This window comes from Sphingobacterium sp. NGMCC 1.201703 (genome assembly GCF_047784615.1).
Classification (GTDB): Bacteria; Bacteroidota; Bacteroidia; order Sphingobacteriales; family Sphingobacteriaceae; genus Sphingobacterium.
In genome coordinates this window covers 116,228-141,410 of sequence record NZ_JBLOHD010000012.1, presented here as the reverse complement: position 1 = coordinate 141,410, position 25,183 = coordinate 116,228, and the positions used below count along the sequence as shown (strand labels likewise).

The window sequence follows — 25,183 nt, the reverse complement described above, 5'->3', positions numbered from 1 at the left end:
TTTTACTTATTTTAATTTAATCTGTAAGGCTTTCCCGTGATAAGATACTGCCATTGATTTTTTTGTAGGGCTGTCGATGCCGGTAGCATTTCTGTCGCTGACGAAAATGATATTGAATTTTCTGCTATGTAGCATACCCTCAAACTCCCCTTTGCGGTCGGCCAGCAACAACGTTTGCGTACTGTTATCGTAGCGGATATCAATTCGGCTGTATTTTCCTTTTTCGTAGTTATAATTATCACCTTCATCTTCATAGAGCGAAAACTGGCCATCGGCACCGGCATAGATATAGAGATCCAGTACGGTTTGCTTTTTTTCCGTGCTGTATTGCAGCTCCTGACCGATCGGAACGATCGCACCGGCTTTTGCAAATACCGGGATACGCTCGTATGGCGCATCTACCAGAAGATCCTGACCGCCGCTGACTTTCTTGCCGCTGTATAAATCATACCAGTCGGCGCCCTGTGGAAAATGTATTTTCCGACTCCTCGCACCTTTCTCGGTGACGGGGCTCACCAAAAGCGATGGACCCCATAGATACTGATCATTGCGGTCAAATCCTGCTTTATCCAGCGGAAAATCCATGGCTAGCCCCCGGATCATTGAATAATCTTCGAAAAAGGTCTTTGCCGCCAAGCTGTAGTTATAAGCCAGCAATTTATAGCGCAGATTGATTGCATAAAGCATGCTCCTATAGGCAGGGTGCTCCGCAGGAGCGATGTGATAAGGTTCGCGGAACGGGAATTGGCCATGTGCCCGGAACAGAGGCAAGAACGCAGCATATTGATACCAGCGGCTATTGAGCTCACGCCATTCTTCAAGATCCACCGCATTTGGCTTATGAAACCTGTTTTCGACGAGGAATCCACCCGCATCCATTGTCCAATATGGTGTACCGGACATGGAGAAATTTATTCCGCCCGCGATCTGATCTTTCATATCGTGCCATCGGGATGCGATATCCCCGCTCCAGGCAGCGGCGGCATAGCGCTGCTGTCCGGCAAAAAATGAACGCGTCAGAATAAACACCCGTTTATTGGGATCCGTTGCGCGCTGCCCCTCGTAAATACCCTTCGCATTTTGAAGTGGAAAGGCATTATAGTAGCGTACCGACGAGCCAATGCTGGGCTGAAAAACAGCTTTACGTTCATCCAGATCGATATTGGAATGGATATCCGGTTCACTTGCATCCATCCACCAGGCGTCGATGCCTATTTTAAATAAGTTGTTGTCCAATAACTTCCAGAAGGCATCGCGCGCACCCTGGTTAAAAGGATCATAAAATGTAGAAGTATAGCCCTTCCCGATCCAATCTTTACGGCCATCGTAAATATTCCGTGGGTAGATCCACTTATTGCTTTTAAACTCCTGATATACACGCGACTCTTCATTTATTTTCGGCCAGGCGGAAATCATGATCTTCAGATTTTGCTCATGCAGTTTCTTCACCATCGCCTTCGGATCTGGAAAGCGGTTTAAATCAAATTGTTGACTTCCCCAGTCGTTTTCTGACCAGTACGACCAGTCTTGGACAATATTATCAATTGGAATCTTCCGTTTACGGAATTCTGTGGCTACCTGTTCAATTTCCGCCTGCGTTTTGTAACGCTCGCGGCTTTGCCAAAAACCGAAACTCCAGACCGGCATAATCGGAGCCTTGCCTGACAAATGCCGGTAACCGCTGATGACATCGTCCATGGATGCACCATGGACAAAGTAATAGTCAATTGCATCCCCGGCTTCGGAATTAAATGAAAAGAGGTTCTGCCGTGCAGCGGGAATTGGGCTTTGCCAGTTTAGGGTAAAATAAGACTCGCTGCCATCTGGGATCCATTCCATCCGGATCCGGTGCGGCTGATCTTTCTCCAGGTCTTTTTCAAGCTCAAAAGTGCCGGCATTCCAGGACTGCCGCCAGCGGTCCGCGACGAGCTGACCATCTATCCATACCTTCATGTATCCCGAATACTTGAAGTGCAGGACATGCCTGCCGGCATAGGGCGAGGCAAGCGTACCCTCATAAACCACCTTTGTATCCGCAAGTTTGATCTCTTTTGGAAACTTGTGCTGGTCCGTTAAATAGCCATAATCGATGATCGATTCCGGACGGGAAAGGTATACCGAGTCGGTATTGCGGTTCATATAAGTAGCCGTGAGCCAGCCCTGCTCCCCTTCCACGGACGATAGCTTAAATGCATTCAACGGTAATAATGGGCGCACATCCCCGGCTTTGGTGATCGAGTAATTATGCCAGAGCAGACCATAGTTGTTGGTGGATAGCAAAAACGGAATGCCGATTTCGGTATTGTATTGCAGCAGCGTGACCTGTTTTCCGCGGTTGTAATTCATAACCGCATTCTGATGCTGTCCAAGCCCATAGATCCCTTCCTCCGGTTGGACCATAAAATCCTGATTGATCTGGTAAAAAGCATCGCCATTATAGCTAGCCGCAGTAAAGGAACCGGAATTTCGTTTTGCTTCCTTTAAAATTGGACGGCCATTTAAGTCATAGAATTCTACTTTACCGCTGCTCAACGAAACAATGGCCTGGAGATCCGCTGTCTGTATCGTGGCCGTTGAGTCTGTCGATCTGGCAGCAAATGATTTCAGCTGCCGGTGCAAGGAGTCTACGATCACCAGGTGCTGCTGTTTCGGAAAGCCAGAGCCAGCAGGCACTGCCGTTACCCGTATGATTTTATCCGTAATGGCGTCGAGATAGACGTCCTGATCAATCGAGGTCGCGGAATTTTTGAAGCTGACCTTCATACCGGTGGTGGTTTTTTCAAACTGAGCTTTCTGAGCTTGTGCAGATGCTTGATGCATCATCGTAAAGAACATCAGACCACTTAAAGCATACGTTATGTTGCGCATGTAAATAAAGATTTATTGGTTATTATATTCCCTTGGTTATTGCTTGTGCTTTCCTAGTGAAAGAACAAATCAAATATAAAGTGCAACCGGTTGTCTTAAGGTTATGATTTGTTCACTTTTAGGGGGTGATTTGTTAACATACGAGCGGAAAAACGGAATATACTATATTTTAACTATCTGCTTTAAAGGGGGTTATATTGAAACGGGGATAAAGTTGTGAAAGCGGATCTAAAATTTATTTGCTGAATTATTTTGGATTGCCGAGTTGCACTTCAGAAGCGATTGCAGCCATGGATAATTGGTATGCTGTATGGGCTGCATGGATCGTTGATCCAGCTATTCATACTTGTCTTCCGAATTTGGAGAACACAAAATAGTGGATCGGCACGACCATTATTGATACATCAGCGAAAACATCATAGCAGCGAATGATCTGCATGTATTTTTATGATTGCTTTTAGACATCGAAATTGTACAGCAATTTCCTACTTTAAAGTGATCGTCTTTTTATATTCATTCGGTGTTACGCCAAACTCTTCTTTGAAATATTTTCTAAAGTATTTGGTTTCATTAAATCCGACAAGAAAAGCGATTTCATTGACGTACATCTGGCTTTTTTCGAGCAGTTCTGCTGCTCTTTTTAGCCTGATAAAGCGGATAAATTCCGAGGGTGTTTTATCGGTCAAAGCAAGAATTTTCTTATAGAAATTAACCCTGCTCATTGCCATTTCACGGCATAAATCTTCCACTAAGAAGTCGGTTCGTTCTATATTTGACTCAACAATGGAGACGGCTTTTTGTATAAATTTCTGATCCATCGAAATGATCTCCGGTTTGGTTGTTGAGATATCAATTCTTGATTTGAATTTATCCTGTAGTTGTTTCTGCCTTTTTGCGATATTGGCCAGCGTAACACGTAGAATATCGATATTAAAAGGTTTCGAGATATAAGCATCTGCACCTGCTTCCATACCCTGGAATTGATTTTCATCCGAACATTTTGCCGTAAGCAAGACGACTGGTATATGGGAACTGCGTATATCCTGCTTGATCTTGCGACAGAATTCGTAGCCATCTACATTTGGCATCATAACATCGCAAAGCACAAGATCCGGAATATATTCGGTCGCGAGCTCATAGCCATGTTGGCCATCTTTTGCGGATAAGATCCTGTAATCATTGCTAAAAAGATCCTTTAGAAACAGGCGAAAATCCTCATTATCATCAATAATGAGAAGCGTATATACGCCGTTCTCCGCATCTAGGATAAAGTCGTTTTCACTATCCCTATTGTATGCTGCATTGCTTTCATCATCAGTACCCGAATAGATCACATCTTGTCTGTTTGTGCCATAAGTCTCTTTGGACATGGGAATTTGCACCGTAAAAACTGTGCCTTTTCCAAGTTCACTATCGACCTCCACTGTTCCTCCATGGAGCTTGACAAATTCATTTACAATATGTAGCCCAACGCCTGTCCCTGAGATACCGTGGGTCTCATTGGAATCAATTCGGTAAAAACGATCAAAAATACGTTCAAGATGCTCCTTTTCTATTCCTATACCTGTATCTGAGACCTTAATACAGAGACGCTTATCGATTTCATGATCTATAATGGTTTCACTTATAGCTACGCTAACGTCTACGTGGCCAGAAGTTCGGGTATATTTAAAGGCATTTGAAATCAAATTGGAAATTGCCATATACATCTTATCTTTATCAAAGCTTAGGTCTATGTATTGGTGGTTTGCCGTAAAGGTTAGTTTGATGGATTTTTCGGCTGCAATAGATAAAAATGAAGTACTGATCTCTTTGACAAATTCAATGATATTACCGGATGAAATATTGAGTTTCGTTTTGTCCTGATCTAGTTTTCGAAAATCCAGGATATCGTTGACCATCGTAAGTAGTTTCTGCGCGTTTTTGTACATCACTCCCAGTGCTGCTTTTTGTTCATGGTGGCTATCTTTTTTTATCAACATTTCCAGTGGGCTGATAATCAATGATAAAGGGGTCTTAAATTCATGACTGATATTGGTGAAAAACTTTAATTTCAGCTGGTCTATTTCATGCAGCTTATCAGCTTCCAACATACGGGCATTTTGATCAAGCTGATCCTGCTTTCTCTTCAACCGGTATTTAATAAACCACCTGATTACCAAAACAAACGCTGCAATATAAATCGTTATAGCCCACCATGAAAACCAAAATGGTGGATTAACTACAATCTGCATCTCGATCGGTTGAGGCGACCACACATTATCCTGATTGCCGGCATAAACTTTTAAAATATATCGACCGGGATTGAGATTGGAATAGGAAGCTACTCCTGTACTACGCGAGGTTTCAATCCATTCTTTATCGACACCTTCCAACTTATAGCGATATTTATTTTTATTGGGCTGGATAAAGTTGAATGCGGAAAATCGGATGGAAAAGTTTGTTTCATTATATTTCAGGATGAGCTTATCGAGGCCTACAATGGAAATTGGCAAAACGGTGTGATCGCCTCTTTTCTCCTCGGGATTAACCACTTCATTAGACAATAACAGTTCTGTAAATCGAGCTTGCGGTATGCTTTTATTGGCCGGGATCTTTCTTGGATAAAAAGCGATGTAACCTTCGGTTGTACCCATATATATTTTTCCGGTCTTATCGGTATATACGGCGTTGGGATTAAAAACCATTCCCGTCAGCCCATCACTGAGATCAAAGGTAGAAACAATACTTCGGCGCTTAGCTCCGCTAGCTGACAAGTACTGTATCCGGTTGAGTCCATTGCTAGTCCCCGCCCATATATTCCCATCTTGATCCTCAACTAAAGATCGTACATCATCGCTGCATAGGCCATCCGCAAGAGTCAAAAAAGAGAAGCTCCGGTTTGTATTGTCAAAGATTTTTATGCCCCTTTTTGTAGCCAACCAGATGCGACCTTTTGAATCCTTCATAAGCTGATAAACGGGAACTGAAGCAGCCTTGTCCTGAAAATTGGCGTCGGGAAAATAAGGTATAATGGCCTGGTCACCAATGAGTTTGTACACACCGATATCTGACGAGAAATTAATCGTTCCATCACGATCTTTTAAAGTGGAAAGAATGAAGTTAGAACGTAGTTTGCTATTGTCTCTATTAAAATTTGTAAATGTCGTTCTACTGGGATCCAATCTGTCAATTCCGCCCCCCAAAGTGGCAATCCACAAATTTTGGCCGGAATCTTCCGTGATCCCATATATGCTCTGATTGGATAGTCCTTTGTTGTTTTTCTCCTGTACTTCATATCGTTTAAACTGCCGACCATCATACACATTTAAACCGCCCATAAAAGTGCCTATCCACATTTTCTTTGTATAGTCTTCATGGAGCGCGGTAACAATATCAGACGATAAACTTGTCATATCACCGCGTTTGCTTCTGAAAAAATGGCGTTCTCCGGTAGTTTCATTCAATTTAATGAGACCTTTTCCATTTGTCCCCAACCAAAGGTTCCCCTCTTTGTCCTTAACAATACTGCTGCAGTCAAAAAGTTCACTTTTGCCATCGGATAATCCGGTACCAGGAAACTTGAATATTTCTGGATGATAATATGAAACACCATTCTTATACGTTCCTGCCCAAACAATTCCTTGATTATCACAATATAAACTTACAATGGAGTTTTGTCCAACTGAGGTTTTATTATACTCGTTATGTTGAAGGACCTGGATGGAGTTCTGCTTTTTATCAAGCAGATTGAGACCACCATGGTCCGTTGCAATCCAAATTAATCCTTGCCTGTCCGCTACGATTCCACGGACAAAGGAATTGGAAAGTGCAGGCTTCGTATCAATATCATACTGTTTCCATTGATCATTGGTTTTATTATAACAGACTGCACCACTATTATTTATACCTGGATAAATCCAGACCATATGGTCTGGATCTATAAACATACTCTTTGGAATTAAAGAATTTATAGCCCTACTGTTTAAATAATTTTTTCGGATATCAATTTGCTTTGTTCGGGTATTCAGACGTTCCAATAAGCCATCTTTGTGGAGTACCCACACAAATTCATCTTTTATGGCGATCTCTACGATCTCGGTAGGACGAATGCTTATTGGATTATTTGACGGTCTGAAGCTTACCAATTTTTTATGCTTAGGATCATATCTGTAAATGCCTTTTTGTGAATAGGCTACAATAAAATTTTTATACTGATCTATTTGTATAGAAATTGGGTTTGATGGAAGTCCCATTTTTTCAAGAATGGAATCTGTATTATTGATAAAAACCTCCTTTCGCCAATCAAACATGACATACTTATTGCCCAACATCCATAAATTCCCCTGCTCATCTTCTACAATTTTCTTCAAACCATCATAAAGAGTCCCTGAAGTGCCTTCGCTGCTGCGATTGAAAACTTTGATTCGCTCACCGTCAAATCTATTTAGCCCCGTGTTTGTCGTAAACCAGACAAATCCTCTACCATCTTTATATATGGCAACAACTTCATTTCCGGCTAAGCCATTCCCATTGTTAATATGGGCGAACTTAAACTCCTGTCCATAGCAGGAAATAATTCCAAAAAATAGAAATAGTAATAAAAGACGTTTCATTGGTTATTGTTTCAAGAACTTCCGTTAAAATACTGATTTTATCAAATCTTTACAGCATAAGTGATCATTTTATCCCCTAAGCTGAAACATTTAGATCCCTAGTTGGCCTATGCCTGCCTATATGAAGTGCATCGCGATTAAGGTTGCAATTCCCATGAATTGATCGTACTTCCAGTTTTATAAACATTTTAACCGCTCTTCTTCAACATTCGAACCCCGTCAACATAATTTGTTGTTCCTAATTTTAATCATCCCTTTCTGGGGATAATAACCAAACAAATTATAAACTTAAATTAACCATGAAATCAAAAAACGGATCACAAAAGTTTTTTTGGCCCAAACTGCGGCATCGGGTATATCTGATGCTGGCGGCCTCGTTTCTCCTTTTTATCAATGTCTTGCAGGCGCAGGATTCGAAAATCAATGTCTCTGGTCTTATTACGGACAAGACTACGGGGATGCCTCTAAGCAATGTTTCGGTTAAACTCAAAGGTACAAAGGTGTTGACATCTTCCAATGAACAGGGCAAGTATGCTATTTTAGCCTCAAAAGGAGATGTATTGATCTTCAACCATGTGGGATTCCATGCGCAGGAAGTTCGAATAGCTGGAAATCAGCAAAATATTCAGTTAACGGAGAATATCCACGCCATGGACGAGGTCGTTGTGGTAGGCTACGGAAAAATGAAGCGGGGCGACCTAACAGGGGCCGTCGTTTCGGTAACGGCCGATGACATCAGTAAGTCTGTAAGTACCTCCCTGGATCAAGCGTTACAGGGACGCGCTGCCGGGGTCTCGGTAACACAGAATTCAGGAGCACCGGGCGGCGGAATCTCAGTGAGCATCCGGGGTACAAATTCCTTCAGCGGCAACGAGCCGCTCTATGTGATCGATGGAATCCCCATTGATGGTAATACCCGGGACAATTCAAGTGCACTCTCGTCAATAAATCCATCAGATATCGTATCCATGGAAATATTAAAGGATGCTTCTGCTGCTGCCATATATGGGACAAGGGCGGCAAACGGCGTCGTCCTGATCTCTACAAAACGCGGACAAGCTGGAAAAACCAAGTTAGGTTATGAAGGGTATGTAGGATTCCAACAGCTGCCAACCATATTGGATGTCCTTAACCTTCGGGAATATGCCGTGTACCAGAATCTTCGCAGCAAAGTCATCGGCTTCGGCGATCGGGAGGAATTTAAAGATCCATCGCTATTGGGTGAAGGCACAAACTGGCAGAAGGAGATTTTTAGAACTTCATTGATGCATAACCATCAACTGAACATCAGCGGTGGAACCGAACAAAATAGATTTGCGATCACTGGTGGATACCTTGATCAACAAGGTATCGCACAAGGCTCAGGTTTTGAACGCTATTCGTTACGGATGAACTTTGATTCAAAAATCAACAAGTGGCTGACCGTAGGCATCAATGCCTATACCGCGAAAACAAAAAATAGAAACACCATAGATAATGGGGGTATCATTTCACTCGCTATTAGGCAGCTGCCAGAGGTGCCTGCCAAAAATCCAGACGGTTCCTGGGGAACACAACAGGAAAATATGTATGGTACCTATTTCGCCAATCCATTGGAGGAAGCGCTTACCCGTGAAAACTATGCGAAAGGAGCACAAATTAGTGTCAATGCTTATGCGGATATTTCGCCAATCAAAGATCTTGTACTACGGGTCGAAGGTAATGGGAACTATAATTATTCCAACGCTTATCAATTCACGCCCGCATATGATTACGGGAATTTCAAACAGCAATCTGCCGGAGCAAGGTTTGCCAGTAATGGTTCGTTTACCAACCTGAAAACTTATCTGACCTACACTAAATCTTTCGCCGAAAAGCATAACCTCTCGATCATGGCTGGGCATGAGGCTCAGGAAAACAAATGGGAGTCCCTCTCTGGTAGCCGCAGCAATTATTTTTTAAATACGGTGCACGAGCTGGATGCTGGCGATTCTAAAACTGCCAAAAATGGAAGTTCAAGGAGTTCAGGTGGCATTGAATCTTATTTCGGCCGCTTAAATTATGGATTTGATGATAAGTATTTATTGACTGCTACATTCCGTAGGGACGGATCGGACAAATTCGGTACCAACAATCGCTGGGGCACCTTCCCTTCTCTTGCCGCTGCGTGGAAGATTAAAAATGAGCCTTTCTTAAAAAATAATCCGGCGATAGACAACCTTAAGCTACGTTTGGGCTGGGGACTTGTTGGAAACCAAGCTGCAAGCTCCTATGCCTATGGCGTGACCATGGCTTCGGCCGCATCCATATGGGGTACAGGCTTCTATCCTGCCAATTTTGCCAACCCAGATCTAAAGTGGGAAAAAACCAATGCCTACAATATCGGCTTGGATCTGATCTTATTTAAGAATAGAATCGAACTTACAACGGAAGTCTATTTAAAGAAAATAGATAACCTTTTGATGCAGGCCGTATTGCCTGACTATATCAGTGGGCTAATTGCTGCACCCTGGGTAAATGCGGGTTCGATGACGAATAAAGGTGTTGAATTAACATTAAATACCATAAATATCAATAAGAATGGTCTTTTCTGGAAATCCGGTCTGACCTTCTCAATGAATAGAAACCGTGTCACGCACCTGTATACGGACGCAACCGCCATTCAGGGAAAAATAGGTGCAGAAACATTCACGCTGACTAAAGTGGGTAATCCTGTCGGCCAATTTTATGGATACAATGTGATCGGCATGTTTCAGGATGAAAGCGACTTTTATCTGAAGGACAGTCAACATCATGCCGTGCTGGATCAGGATGGCAATAAAGTTCCTATTGCTCTACCCAAAGATAAAAGCATAGGAGTCAACGGGATTTGGGTGGGAGATTTTATTTTCGAGGACAAAAATAAAGACGGAAAAATAGATGAGCAAGACCGTGATTTTATCGGCAATCCGGATCCGAAGTTCATCCTTGGGCTAAACAATTATTTTTCTTACAAAGGATTTGACCTAAATATCTTTCTGAACGCCGTATATGGCAACAAGATCTATAATCAACTGCGTAAAGATTTTACAAACCCGATGAATAATTCGGGTATGCTCAAAAAAACGACAGAGATTGCCCTCATTGAAACAATTGATCCGAGCGGTTCCTACCAGGATATCTCCAATGTAAGGGTGTCCAATCCCAATGCGAGCATTCAACGTATTACCGTAAGTGATGCAAATGACAATAGCCGTATGAGCAATCGGTTTATTGAAGATGGCTCTTATTTGCGCTTGAAAAATGTTTCTCTTGGCTATACTTTCTCCCAAAACCTGCTGAAGAAATATCAAATTGAAAACCTCAGGTTATATGTCAATATTCAGAATCTTTTTACATGGACCAAGTATACGGGCTATGATCCGGAAATAGGTTCCTACAACCAAAATGTCTTACTAAGGGGAATAGATTATGCCCGGTATCCCTCACAGCGTATTTATACGCTGGGTTTAAACTTCATGTTTTAATATTAACGACTGAATTATGAAAAAGCTATTCTTAATCACTGCATTGATGGCTATTGTTGCGCTACATTCCTGTAAAAAAAGTTTTCTTGACAGAGAACCGGAAGGAGCCTATGTGGATGCAACCTTTTATACTTCTCCTGAAGCATTGAAAGCAGCCACAGCACCACTGTACAACCGAGCATGGTTTGACTATAATAAACGACCGGCCGTCGCTATTGGCAGTTTGAGAGCCAATGATGGCTATAATCCCTATATGAACCCTTCCTATACCTTATTCACCGTAACATCGCTGGATGATGGGCTTTCAGACTCATGGAAATCATTCTATGGCGTAATAACAATGTCAAACGCGATCATCGATGCCGTGAAGCATAAAGCCGTTAATGTAACTGAAGCGCAAAAAAACGTGGCTATTGGGGAAGCACGCCTAATGCGTGGTATTGCTTACTTTTATCTTCTCCGGACCTGGGGCCCCGTCATATTGATCGAGAATAACGATGCTGTGATCAAAGAGCCTATGCAACCCAGGCATCGGGAGGAAGATATTTTTCGATTTATTATAGACGATCTCAGCTTTGCAGCGCAGCACCTTCCTGTTCAGGCCGATAAAGGCCGTGCAACGAGCTGGGGCGCCAAAGGTATGCTCGCCAAGGTATATCTCTCCCGTGCTGGCTGGAAAACCGGCGGAATTCGAAACGAAGCTGATCTGGCTAAAGCAAAGGAGTACGCACAGGATGTCTGTGTAAATAGTGGTCTGGAACTCTATGCCAGATATGAAGATCTGTTCAAATACAAACATAACAACAATCCCGAATCACTTATTGCCATGCAATGGGTACCACTTGGCGACTGGGGCGTCTGCAATACACTTTTAGCTGACCTGGCATTTTCATCCGACGTGACCGGTGGTGTCAACGTATGGGGTGGCGGACTGAACGGAACAATCGACATGCTCAAACAATACGAACGAGCCGATACACTCCGGAGAAATGCCACCTACTTTACCCAGCACTCCTTCTATCCCTATATTGCCATTGACAAAGGTGGATATTCGTATAGCAATGCAGGTGCATCGATCAAAAAAGGGGTAATCGGCGGTCCGAACGATGATAATGACGGCTATGTGCAGTCGATGAGTTCACCGCTAAACACCTATATTCTACGCTTGGCCGATGTATACCTGACCTATGCTGAGGCGAGTCTGGGTAATAACAGCACACTCAATGGTGGCGAAGCACTAATTTACTTTAATAAAGTAAGGGATCGGGCCAAGATCGGACGAAAGACCTCAATTACGCTTGACGATATCATCAAAGAACGGCGCGTGGAGTTTGCCATGGAGTATAGCAACTGGTACGATATGGTTAGCTGGTATTGCTTCAAGCCTGAGAAAATGCTTAAATACTTTAATGATCAACAACGTGGCTGGTCCACGGCATCCATCACGAAGGATGAAGATGGTAATCTTATTTTTGAAGATCCTACGGCACCGGCAGTACCTGTCGTCGTGACCGCAAACAATATCTTCTTCCCCTATCCTGAGAATGATCTCATCCAAAATCCGAGATTAAAAGAAGAGCCCCAGGCTTATCCATTTAATAATCAGTAAAGAATTATGAAAGCTTTAAATAAAACCATACGCTGTATCTATCATTTACTTATTGTTGTCCTTCTCTTACCAGCAATATCCTGTAGTCGCAACAATGATATGACCGTAGTTCCGGAGATAAGCCATGTACGGTTGACAGATCCAGCAAAAGCAGATAGCACTTTCACAGGTGCATTTCCGGGTACAATGGTTGCCGTTATCGGAAAAAATCTTGACGGCATCCAAAAAATTTACATCAATGACCAACAGATCGCATTTAATGCAAACTACTGTACCTCGACAAGTGCTATTATTTCTATTCCTGCAGATCTTCTATTGACTGGCACCCATCCGGAACTTCCAAACGAAATCCGGATCGAAACAAACCATGGCGAAGCAAGGTTCAGTTTTCATATCTACTCTCCCGCTCCGCAAATCGCCCGTATTGAATTAAAATACCCGGCCAAGGCAGGTGAAAAACTCCGCATCTACGGTTCAAATTTTTACGAAGTAAAAAAAGTTGTATTCGAAGGCAAGGCCGGCGGCAATGTATTAGCTACGGAATATGAAATCGGTAAGGACTATGATAAAATCGAATTAAAGATTCCCGCCGGTATCCAAGATGGCCGGCTCGCGGTCTACTGCATGACGGATTCAGTTAGCATCGCTTTCACAACGAATGTTTCGCCGCCAATAATTAAATCATGGAGCAGTGATATGCCTATCATTGGGGATCAGGCATTTATTACCGGCAACAACTTTATTGATGTCAGTAAACTAACGATCAATGGCGAATTTGATATTGCAGGCGAAGATTTAATTGTAGCCAAAAGCCAGGATACAATTTATTATCGACTACCAAAGGCCCCAACAAAAGCTGGTACGGTTACAGTCCATGCGGCAGGGGGACAATCCAATTCGACCCTCCTATTTTATCCCGTCCAAAACCTCGTCCTGGATTGGGATAAAGTAGGTAGTTATGATTGGGGGGACAACAATATGGCTGTAACGGCAGACGGGACCAAGCCACCTTTCTTCAGCACAGGAATAGCTTACCGCATTTTTGGATCACCAGGGGCATGGCAATATTGGTGGGGAAACTTAGCCAATAAAGCTGTCTATCCTTCGGTAAATGCAATACCCGCGAATACACCTATAAGCAACCTTGTACTGCGCTTTGAATGCTTCGTAAATGAACCTCTTGCGACAGCAACATTTGATATGCAGTTGAAAGGAAATTGGGATAAAATGCTGTCAGATTATGTGCCCCGTGATAGAAACACCAACAAAACAAGCCTTGGCAAATGGATGACATGCGACATAGCTCTTAATAGGTTTACGTCTGTTGCGGACTATGGAAGCTTTGCTGCCATCGCTAGTTCCGAACTGGGCATTTTTACGAAAAATAAAGCAGACAATGCCAATGTCAAGGTGGATATCTACTTCGACAATTTTAGAATCATTGATAACAGCAAAAATTAGGTCTATTTGGAGGATAGCGAATTTCGATACAATAAGGCCGGATAATGGAATAGCCATTCCATGCCGGCCATTTATAAAAGTAAATATAAACAGACATGAAATTTAAAAAGCGCATTCCCTTCATGATTACATGGAAGATATGCAACATCAAATGGCATACCGAGCAGTGCTCAAAGCATTTTTCGACTGATTTGACTATAACACAAAATAAACGATGACTTTAAAACAGATTCCAATTTTCTTCGTCTTTTTTTTGCAGGCGTTCCTATTGAAAGCCGAACTCAGGCTTCCTGCAATATTTGGTGACAACATGATTCTACAAAGGGACAGTCCCATAAAATTGTGGGGCTGGGCCGAAAAAAATGAAACGATCCATGTCCGGTTTATGCAGCAGAAACTAAAGGCACAAGCAGATAAAAATGGTCAATGGAGCGTTACTTTAGCCCCAACTCCCTATGGAGGACCGTATAACATGGAAATAAAAGGCCATAGCGAACAGGTATCCCTAAAAAACATCCTGGTCGGTGAAGTTTGGCTTGCATCCGGACAATCCAATATGGAATGGACGGTAAAGAATTCCAATAATGCTGCGAATGAAATCAGCATTGCCGATTATCCGAACATTCGGGCCTTCAATGTGGAGAAGAGCATCAGTGATGTCCCTAAACGAGAGCTAAAGGGAAAATGGGCTGTATGCTCCCCCGCCACTGTTGGTGACTTTTCAGCTGTAGGATACTTCTTTTCGCTCAAACTGTATCAGGAACTCGGCATACCTGTAGGCATCATCAATGCTTCCTGGGGTGGTACGGGCGCCGAAACCTGGACTAGCGAAAGCGGCTTCAATAAATTGCCCGCGCATTTCAAAGCTCCTTACCAACAGCATTTCGACGGCAGTCTGCAGCGCTTTTTAAAAGAAAACGAATTGAAAAAACAGAACTATCTGCAAGCCTTAACAAACGATCCGGGAATAGCTGCAAAATGGTACGAAAATGATACGGATATATCCGCTTGGGGAAAGATGAATATTCCACAGTTGTGGGAATCCAAATTGGGCGATATGGATGGTATTGTATGGTTCAAACGCCGTATTTATTTGCCTAAGGGCAGCGCGCAAAAGACGGGATCCGTCCTGCTTGGTACCATCGATGATGATGATGTCTGCTGGATTAACGGCGTCAAAATTGGTGAAACAACAGGATACACAAGCGTACGAAACTACACGATCCCGAAGGCTGTACTAAAAGACGGTGAAAATATAATTACGCTAAAAATTATGGATACGGGCGGCGGCGGTGGCTTTTACGGAAATCCGACCCAGCTGTACCTCGACGTAGAGGGCGAGAAATTCCCGCTTGATGGTGATTGGAATTATAAAGAGGCTGTCACCACCCGGCAGCATGGTTACAAAGAAGTTTCGCCGAATATGCTTCCATCCCTCCTCTTCAATGCCATGATCAATCCTCTTGTTCCTTATACCATTCGGGGCGTGATCTGGTACCAAGGTGAAAATAATGCCGGTCGAGCCTATGATTATCGCACGCTCTTCCCTAACCTCATCGCGGATTGGCGGTCACAATGGAAAACTGATTTGCCTTTCTACTGGGTGCAATTGGCCAATTATATGGCTAAAGAAAAATCACCCGAAGACAGCGACTGGGCAAAACTGAGAGATGCACAGACCCGGACACTCCGTCTTGCTCATACGGGTCAGGCGGTAATCACGGATATTGGTGAAGCGGACGATATTCATCCACGTAATAAACAGGAAGTGGGCCGACGACTCGCTTTAATAGCACTGGCTAAAAATTATGGCCGAAAAAATCTTGTGTATTCTGGACCTACATTCAAATCGATGGTCAAGGAGGGCAATAAACTGATTATTTCTTTTGATGCTATTGGAGGCGGACTCGTTGTTAACAACAAATACGGTTACGTGGAAGGTTTTGCCCTTGCTGGAGCAGATAAAAAATTTGTATGGGCCCAAGCTCATATTGATGGTAACCGAATTGTCGTTCAGGCAGATCAGCTCAGCAGCCCTGTATTTGTCCGTTATGCCTGGAGCAATAATCCCGATGTCAATTTATTCAATAAAGAAGGCTTGCCTGCTCTACCTTTCAGCAATGAGGAATAAATATCCATTAATCTACATAACATGATTTTAAAAACACACCTAAAAATTATTCAAATGAAAACACTATTAAGTTACATTTTTATGCTGCTGGTTCTTCCGGCATGCTCCAACAAGGAAATAAAGGCAAATACGGAGCTCAGCAAACCTGAAACAAAAGAAGAACCTAAACCTGCTTATAGTAAATTCTCCATTAGGGAAAATTTTAGTACCAGCCAGTTAGTTAATGAAATGGGTTTGGGGATTAACCTCGGTAATGCCCTGGACGCAACGGGCGACTGGATCAACCCAAGTAGTATTTCTAATTACGAGACGGCGTGGGGAAGTCCCCTCATTACGAAAGAAATGATCGAAGGTTATGCAAAAGCCGGTTATTCTTCCTTACGAATTCCGGTCACCTGGAGTAATATGATGAACAACGCGGAAAATTACAGGATCCATCCAGATCTCCTCAATAGAGTCGAAGAGATCTTAAACTGGACACTCGATTGCGGCATGGTCGCCATTATAAACGTTCACCATGAAAATGAATGGGTCAAAAAAGTCCCGACAGACAGCGAAGCTAAGAAAAAGTTCACTTCTATCTGGGAGCAGCTCTGTAACCGTTTTGAAAAATATGGAGATCATTTGCTATTCGAACCCATGAATGAAATTGGTTACGATGAAATATGGACTCCCTGGAAGGGCGGGCAAACCGAAAAAGCAAAAGCATTCGGATACGTAAACGAGCTGAACCAGCTTTTTGTCGACATCGTCAGGAAATCGGGCGGCAACAATGCCAAGCGCCATCTTTTAGTGGAAATTTATAACACTGGTCTCGAGTATGCCTTTGACCCGCTAACCAAAATTCCGGCCGATCCGGCTAAACATCTTGCATTGACCGTACACTATTATACGCCACCTTTGTTTGCCATATTGGGTAACGGTGAAGACGCCGGATGGGGTGTCGGTGTGCCGTCTTGGGGCACGGCACAGGAAGTTAAAGAGCTCAATGACAATATGGAGCTGTTAAAGAAGAATTGTGTCGATAAAGGAATTCCCGTCGTTATTGGCGAATATGCATGTTCCTCAAAGAACAGAACACAGGAGGTGGTCAGGTTATTTAATGTCTCGGTCACCGAAGCGATTTATTCACGTGGTATGTGTCCCATGCTTTGGGATGTTCAGGGTGCTGGGCAATATGAGCGAACAACCAGTAAATTCAAGGATCCAGTCTTTTTAGAACAAATGATGGCAATACCTGCTAAATATCCACGCAATTAAAATCAAGGTCTTCCCTAAGCCTCCGATGGAAGCCATGTGAAAGCAACTTTTGAATAAATGCCACATAGAGACGTACCATGTACGTCTCTAGCCCTTAACACAACCCGGTACCAAAAACCATGAAACAAAAAAACTATATTCTGCTTTGCCTCCTATTTCTTGCAGTATTTTCGCTTGAAGCACAATACAAGTTCGATAAACCGCTCTACGGAGCAGCCTATTACCACGAATATATGCCCAGTGAGCGTCTGGATGAAGATATCCGATTGATGAAAAATGCCGGGCTCAATGTCGTGCGGCTGGGCGAATCTACCTGGGGATTATTTGAACCGGAGGAAGGTGTCTTTGAATTCGAATGGATGGACCGCGTTATCGACAAAATGCATCAGGCTGGTATTCGCATCATTCTGGGTACACCGACCTATTCCATTCCGGCCTGGCTTGCGCATATGCACCCCGAGGTTTTGGCCGAATATCAGCGGGGTACCAAAGCTTATTATGGCATCAGGCAAAATATTGACTTGAGCAACCCCACTTTTAAATACTATAGTGAACGTATCATCCGCAAGCTAATGGAACGGTATGCAAAGCATCCTGGAGTCATTGGCTATCAGGTAGACAACGAAACAGAAGCACGCGGGATAAACAACAGGGATTATTTTATCGGCTTTCGTAACTACATCAAAGGCCGTTTTAACAACAACCTCGACTTACTCAACAAAGCCTGGGGAATGAACTATTGGGGCATGAATATTCGTACCTGGGAGGAATTCTATACCCGCGATGGTGTCACCAATCCTTCCTATAAAAACGAATGGGAACGCTACAACCGCAAGCAGGTAGCGGACTTCCTGAATTGGCAATGTAATATAGTCAATGCATATAAACGTCAGGACCAATTTATAACTCATTGCTTCATGCCTGATTTTCACAACGTAGATCAGGTAGAAAGCTTTCGCCAGATGCAATACCCCGCTATCAATATTTATCACGACGTACAGGATAAACAAGACGGACAGCGCATTGCTTATTCAGGCGATTTTGTCCGGACGGTTGCCAAGAACAATTATATTGTCATGGAAACCAACGCACAAGGTATAGGCTGGGATGCACGTACGCAATACCCGCCATACGACAGACAGCTCCGGCAAAATGTATATGCCCATTATGCTTCCGGTGCCAATATGGTGGAATACTGGCATTGGTCTACGCTGCATTATGGGCAGGAAACGTATTGGCGCGGTGTATTGGGGCACGATCTCCAACCGAATAGAATATACGATGAATTTAAAACCACCGCACAGGAACTGGCAAGGATAGGGGATCGTCTTATGGACTTGAAGAAGAAAAATAAAACAGCAATCTTATATAGCCACGATTCCTACCACGCACTGAATTTTATGCCTTATACCTATAAAAACAATTATCCCATCGATATGGTTCATAAGGCACTCTACTTTCAGAACATTGAAGCTGATATTATCCCCTGTGATAAAATCACCGATTTTAAAGGCTACGATATGCTGGTTATTCCGCCCCTCTATGTCGCTACGGATGAGCTGCTGCTGGCCATTGACAAGTTTGTAAAAGCGGGCGGCCATGTCGTGATGATGTACAAAAGTGGCTATTGTAACGAACATTCGGCCGTCCGGGCCACAGCTGCTCCCGGGCCGTTAAGAAAGGCCTGCGGATTCCATTATCAAGAGTTCTCCACCATCGGAGACATGCGGCTCAAAGATAATCCTTTTCAATTGACGGATAAAAACCAAATTGGTGACTGGTATGAATTTTTGATCCCTGAGACAGCCAAACCGCTGGCCTATGCTGAACATCCCTTCTTTGGCAAGTGGCCAGTGATCACAGAAAACAGCTATGGTAAAGGAAAACTGACTTATATCGGCAGCTATCCATCACAAGAACTACTCCATACGATCATCAAAAAAATGGCTATCGCAGCGAAAGTCATTACTGCCGACAATTACACTTTCCCAATTATTCAGCGTTCAGGAAAGAATAAATGGGGTAAGACAATTCATTACATTTTTAATTACAGTACAGAAACAAAACGGATTACTTATACAGGTGACCCAGCGAAAGAACTTATTTCAGACAAGCTCACGCAGACGGGGCAACAGATTGTATTGGATCCCTGGGAAGTACTCATTATGGAACAAAACTAAACGACACGCTAATTACCAAAACATTGACTTTACTATGAGAGCACTTATAATTATCCTATTTATCGCGATAACATCCGGCCTTTCGGCCCAGACTTATACGTTACTATCGCCGGATGGAAAAATTTGTTTGGACATAGACCTATCTCACGGACTTTCCTACGCTGTTTCCTACAAAGGCAAACAGGTAATAGATCCTTCACCCTTAGGCTTTGAACTGCAAGACGAGCCCCCGATGCATCAAGGTTTTATGCTGCTAAACACTCCTCAGACCACATCGAAGCGTGATTCCTGGGCTCCAGTAGTGAAGAACAAACATGCCCATATCGATTTGCAGTGGAATGAAACACAGCTGAGCCTGATCGAAAAAGAAGGTGAGAAACGCCGCTTGGACCTCTTCTTTAGAGCTTATAATAACGGAATCGCCTTTCGCTATCAACTATTCAGCAGTGCTAGAATTGGAAATCGGGTGATAATCCGGGAGATGACCGGATTTTCTGTATCCAGTCAGGCTCACGCTTGGGCAGCACAATACAAACCACGTTTTACGTCCAGTCAGGAAAGCGAATTCGATAAACTCCCTTTAGCGGGAATCAGCGATCAGACCCTAACCGGACTTCCACTACTGATCGAAGTTGATAAAGATAACTATCTGGCTATTACCGAAGCGAACATTTATAACTATCCCGGTTTTTATATTAGTCGGGCTGCAGATCATACGACGGAACAGGTATTGCTCACGACGAAACTCTCCCCCTTACCTGGCGAAAAAGAAGATGGGGCCAAAGCTCGTTTCTCGGACAAAATCCAAACCCCTTGGCGCGTGGTCATGATTGGCGATAATCCGGGACGATTTATCGAATCCGAAATTGTTCAGTCGCTTAATCCTGCATGTGCGATCGAAGACCCCGCATGGATAAAACCGGGACTTTGCGCATGGGATCACTGGTGGAGCGGAGAAGTGAAAATGGAAACTGCTGTTATAAAAGAGTATATCAACTTTGCTTCTACGCAGGGATGGCCTTATATGTTGATCGACTGGCAATGGTACGGCCCCTTCAACCAAGCTCAAGCGGATATTACCAAACCGGCACCGCAAATCAACATGCCAGAAATACTTGACTATGCCCGCAAAAAAAATGTGCGTCTTTGGCTTTGGCTATATAGTACCGACGCCAATCGCAACAACGCCTATGAGGAAGCTTTCGCACTGTATGAGCGCTGGGGCATCGCCGGCGTAAAAATAGATTTTATGGACCGCGACGATCAGGAGATGGTAAACTGGTACCATAAAGTAATTAAGAAGGCCGCCGAGCACAGGTTGATGGTTAACTTCCACGGAGCGTATAAACCTGATGGAATAGAACGGACCTACCCGAATATGATAACCCGTGAGGGCGTCCTGGGCGAAGAGTATGCGAAATTTTCCGACCGTATCAAACCTGCTCACAATGTCACTTTGCCGTTTACGCGTATGCTGGCAGGGCCAATGGACTATACCCCGGGCGGTTTTCTCAATGTAACTCCAGCGCAGTTTAAGAAACAATCTCCAACCCTGATGATGAATACCCGCTGTGCCGAGCTCGCCAAATTTGTCATTTATGAAAGCCCCCTTACGGTATTCTGCGACCACCCGAAGCATGTGTTGGGCCAACCCGGGAGTGACTTTCTAAAAATCGTTCCGACGGTGTGGGATGATACGCGCTTCATTGATGGTTATCCCGGGGAATATATTGTACTGGCCAAACGTTCTGAAAAAAACTGGTTTATCGGTGCCATGACCAATAGCATGTCCCGCACGATTACAATACCTACAAGCTTTCTAGCCGCTGGAAAATATGTGCTGGACTACTGGCAGGATGCAAAAGACGCGGAAAGAGTCCCTGCAAAACTCGAGAAAAAAAGTAGGATAATCGAAGCTGGGAAAACGATAAAAATACCAATGGTCAGCGGTGGCGGCTATGTTGCAATCATTAGGCCACTGTAAAGTTTAGATCCGAATTGATGTAAAAAAATATTATTTAAAGTAGCACACTATTTAACTAAAGAAACGATAAATCCTGTTATGAACAAGAACATTTTTAAGACATTAGTACTCTTTACAATCCTTGGAGCTACATTAAATGCTCCAGCCCAACAAAAAAGTCCGGTAGACTTGCCTGGTAAATTTCAGCCCAACTGGGAATCTTTGGCGCAATACGAAGCGCCTGAATGGTTTCGTAATGCCAAATTCGGTATTTGGGCACACTGGGGTCCACAATGCCAACCTGAGCAGGGCGACTGGTATGCACGTGGTATGTATGATGAAGGCAGCGGGCAATACAATGCACATGTAAAAACTTATGGACATCCTTCAGTAGCCGGATTTAAGGATATCATCCCTACCTGGAAGGCTGAAAAATGGGATCCCGAACGGCTTGTGGCACTCTACAAAAAGGTAGGTGCACAGTACTTTTTTGCAATGGGAAACCATCATGACAACTTCGATCTGTGGGATAGCAAGTATCAAAAATGGAATTCGGTCAATATGGGGCCTAAACGTGATATTCTCGCCGAATGGTCAAAGGCGGCGAAAAAAAATAAACTTCCCTTCGGTGTGAGCATCCATGCCTCCCATGCATGGACATGGTATGAAACAGCCCAAAGGGCAGATCGGTCGGGACCACTAAAGGGAGTACCTTATGATGGAAAGCTCAGCAAAGAACAGGGAAAAGGAAAATGGTGGGAAGGCTACGATCCCCAGGAGCTGTATCGGCAAAACCATCCCCTTAGCAAGGGAAGTGAAGACGTAAAATCATTGTGGGCACAGTGGGACTGGCATAACGGTGCATCCAAACCGACACCGGAGTATATTGATAATTTCTATCAACGAACAATAGACATGGTCGACAGCTATCAGCCGGACCTGCTCTATTTTGATGATACTACACTCCCTCTATGGCCTATCAGCACAGTCGGGCTCGATATCGCGGCCCATTTTTATAACAGTAACGCGAAGAAAAATAAGGGAAAAGTCGATGCCGTTTTGTTTGGAAAAATCTTATCCGAACAACAAAAAGAGTGTTTGGTATGGGATGTCGAGCGCGGTGTTCCGGACCAGGTGCAAGAAAAAGCCTGGCAGACCTGCACTTGCCTGGGAAGCTGGCATTATAGCAAAGCTGATTATGAAAACAACAATTACAAGTCGGCAAAAAAAGTTGTCCATATGCTTATTGATATCGTCAGTAAAAATGGGAACCTCCTGCTTAATGTTCCTATCAAGGGCGATGGTAGCATTGACGAGAAAGAAGAGAAAATTCTGCATGAAATAGGCGATTGGATTCAGGTTAATAAGGAGGGAATTTTTGATACCCGTCCCTGGAAAACATATGGCGAGGGTCCAAGTACAGAAGAGAAGAAACCATTGAATGCCGCTGGATTCAATGAGGACAAAGAAAATAACTATACCGCTAGGGATATCCGGTTTGTGAAAAAAGGCGATGCGATCTACGCCCACGTCCTGGCATGGCCAACGGATGGAAAAATCATGATCAAATCTTTCGGAAAGAAGAATAACACCGTTGATCCAATAACGGTTAAAACAGTATCACTATTGGGGCATCAGAAAAAACTGGCATTTAAACAAGATGACGACGCACTCCACGTTGCCTTGCCTTCGGATAAGCCCAATCAAATTTCATTGGTACTGAAAATTAATTAAACCATTTTTTCTTCATCAAGATATCCAACTTATTTCCAAGATATCGCTGATACAATTAGAACATGAAAACACCTTGTAACATAAAAATCATTTTAGCGCTATGCTCCTTATTTCCATCCCTGTTATTCGGACAATCAGCAATGATTCATATCGAGGGACGGCATAGAACCAGTCTAAATGGCTTATGGGAGGCCATTATCGATCCTTTTGATGCGGGGTCTGGTGATTGGGCTGCATATTATAAAGATCGAAAACCGTTGGGCAACACGGATTTTGTGGAATCCGCATTTGAAGGTGGTCATCAACTATATGTACCAGGAGATTTCAATTCTCAACTTCCTGAGCTCAACTATTATGAAAGCAGCATCTGGTACAAACGTCCCTTTAAGATCCAAACAAAACAGGATAACCGGTTTTTTATCCACTTTGCAGCCGTAAACTATAAGGCCGAAGTTTATCTGAACGGGGTAAAGATTGGTGAACATGAAGGTGGCTTCACACCTTTCCAGTTTGAAGTAACCGATCATGTCAAAATTGGCGAAAATAGCCTTATCGTGAAAGCAAATAATCAACGGATGAAAGATGGCATACCTGGTCTCGGTTTCGACTGGTTCAATTATGGTGGAATCACACGGGATGTCGATCTCGTACAGACGCCAAAGACCTATATCAGGGATTATTTTATTCAGCTATCGCAGCAGGATGAAAATATCATCAATGGCTATGTATCCCTAGATGGCCCTAAAAAAGAACAAGCGATTGCAATACGCATTCCCGAATTGAACTTTATTTATAAAACAAGAACAGATAGCACCGGAAAAGCCAGGCTTAAAATTCCGTTTCGTAAGAAGACCTTGTGGACACCTGCAGTTCCGAAATTATATGCCGTTCAGGTCGATTCCGAAACCGATCGTATCGAGGAAGAAATTGGTTTTCGAACAATCAAAGTTGATGGGACAAATATTTTATTGAATGGCAAATCCATCTTTCTTAAAGGGGTTAATATTCATGAAGAAGTCCCACAACGTAGATCACGGGCCTATAGCGAAAGTGATTATAAAATGCTCTTGGATTGGGCGAAAGAGCTGGGGTGTAATTATGTGCGTCTAGTACATTACCCACATCATGAAAAAATGATAAAAATGGCTGAGCAAATGGGATTGATGGTCTGGGAAGAATTGCCTATATATCAGGGTATTGATTTTGCAGATCCCGGAATGATGAAAAAAATGAATTTAATGCTTCGGGAGATGATTGCTCGTGATAAAAATCGGGCGGCAACCATTATCTGGAGCCTTTCGAACGAAACTTACTCCTCCCCGGCCAGAGACAGTTCGCTCACGGCACTTTATCACCTCACAAAGGCCTTGGATAATACCCGTCTTGTAACATCAGCGTTTAATAACATGCGTTTTGAAGGCAACAAGGCCTATATCGAAGATAAAATGAATCGTTTGATGGATGTTATGGCAATCAACCAATACATTGGATGGTACAAAGCATGGCCCGAGAATGATAGCGAAGTCGAGTGGATATCCCACTTCAATAAACCGCTTATTTTTTCGGAATTTGGTGGCGAGGCGGTTTTTGGAAACAATATAGACCCAAAAAGGGCGAGCAGTTGGAGTGAAGATTATCTTGTGGATATTTATAAACGTCAATTTAGCATGTTTAAAAACATTTCCTTCTTACGTGGATTGACACCATGGCTCCTGGTCGACTTTCGTTCGCCTGGAAGGGCCCATCCTGTCTATCAAAAGGGTTGGAACAGAAAAGGATTATTATCTGAAAGAGGCCAAAAAAAGAAAGCCTGGTATATTGTCGCTGACAACTTTAAATACGATTAATGGTATAGTACATTGGCTGTTGCTAAGATCTTCCCGATTTTTATTCATCG

11 protein-coding genes are annotated in these 25,183 nt (G+C 43.3%); 9 read left to right on the top strand and 2 right to left on the bottom strand.

Annotated features, from left to right (window positions below):
• Positions 1-6: 6 nt before the first annotated feature.
• Together ACK8HY_RS22090 and ACK8HY_RS22085 are read right to left on the bottom strand one after the other, a co-directional pair.
• Positions 7-2,868, bottom strand: coding sequence for a TIM-barrel domain-containing protein (locus tag ACK8HY_RS22090; protein ID WP_416134850.1), 2,862 nt, complete (start codon positions 2,866-2,868; stop codon positions 7-9).
• A 485-nt stretch (positions 2,869-3,353) separates the two neighbouring features.
• Positions 3,354-7,463 (bottom strand): two-component regulator propeller domain-containing protein, encoded by a 4,110-nt coding sequence (locus ACK8HY_RS22085; protein ID WP_416134849.1) that lies wholly within the window; start codon positions 7,461-7,463, stop codon positions 3,354-3,356.
• Between the two features lie 299 nt (positions 7,464-7,762).
• Here ACK8HY_RS22085 and ACK8HY_RS22080 point away from each other — a divergent pair, with 299 nt between their 5' ends.
• The 9 genes from ACK8HY_RS22080 (at position 7,763) to ACK8HY_RS22040 (ending at position 25,133) form a co-directional block, all read left to right on the top strand.
• The gene (locus ACK8HY_RS22080) at positions 7,763-10,948 is read left to right on the top strand and encodes a SusC/RagA family TonB-linked outer membrane protein (RefSeq protein ID WP_416134848.1); all 3,186 of its coding nucleotides are present in this window, start codon (positions 7,763-7,765) and stop codon (positions 10,946-10,948) included.
• A 16-nt stretch (positions 10,949-10,964) separates the two neighbouring features.
• Entirely contained in the window at positions 10,965-12,557 is a 1,593-nt protein-coding gene (locus ACK8HY_RS22075; protein WP_343560811.1) for a RagB/SusD family nutrient uptake outer membrane protein, read from the top strand.
• A 6-nt stretch (positions 12,558-12,563) separates the two neighbouring features.
• On the top strand, positions 12,564-14,018 hold the full coding sequence (locus tag ACK8HY_RS22070; protein WP_343560809.1) for a glycan-binding surface protein: 1,455 nt from the start codon (positions 12,564-12,566) through the stop codon (positions 14,016-14,018).
• 214 nt (positions 14,019-14,232) lie between these two features.
• Positions 14,233-16,149: a sialate O-acetylesterase gene (locus ACK8HY_RS22065; protein ID WP_416134847.1), complete on the top strand. Its 1,917-nt coding sequence runs from the start codon at positions 14,233-14,235 to the stop codon at positions 16,147-16,149.
• A gap of 54 nt (positions 16,150-16,203) precedes the next feature.
• Entirely contained in the window at positions 16,204-17,409 is a 1,206-nt protein-coding gene (locus tag ACK8HY_RS22060; RefSeq protein WP_343560805.1) for a glycoside hydrolase family 5 protein, read from the top strand.
• 119 nt (positions 17,410-17,528) lie between these two features.
• Entirely contained in the window at positions 17,529-19,589 is a 2,061-nt protein-coding gene (locus ACK8HY_RS22055) for a beta-galactosidase (RefSeq protein ID WP_416134846.1), read from the top strand.
• Positions 19,590-19,623: 34 nt separating this feature from the next.
• Entirely contained in the window at positions 19,624-21,573 is a 1,950-nt protein-coding gene (locus tag ACK8HY_RS22050; protein WP_416134845.1) for a glycoside hydrolase family 97 protein, read from the top strand.
• Between the two features lie 78 nt (positions 21,574-21,651).
• Positions 21,652-23,286: an alpha-L-fucosidase gene (locus tag ACK8HY_RS22045; RefSeq protein ID WP_343560799.1), complete on the top strand. Its 1,635-nt coding sequence runs from the start codon at positions 21,652-21,654 to the stop codon at positions 23,284-23,286.
• A 62-nt stretch (positions 23,287-23,348) separates the two neighbouring features.
• Entirely contained in the window at positions 23,349-25,133 is a 1,785-nt protein-coding gene (locus ACK8HY_RS22040) for a glycoside hydrolase family 2 protein (protein WP_343560797.1), read from the top strand.
• Positions 25,134-25,183 lie beyond the last annotated feature (50 nt).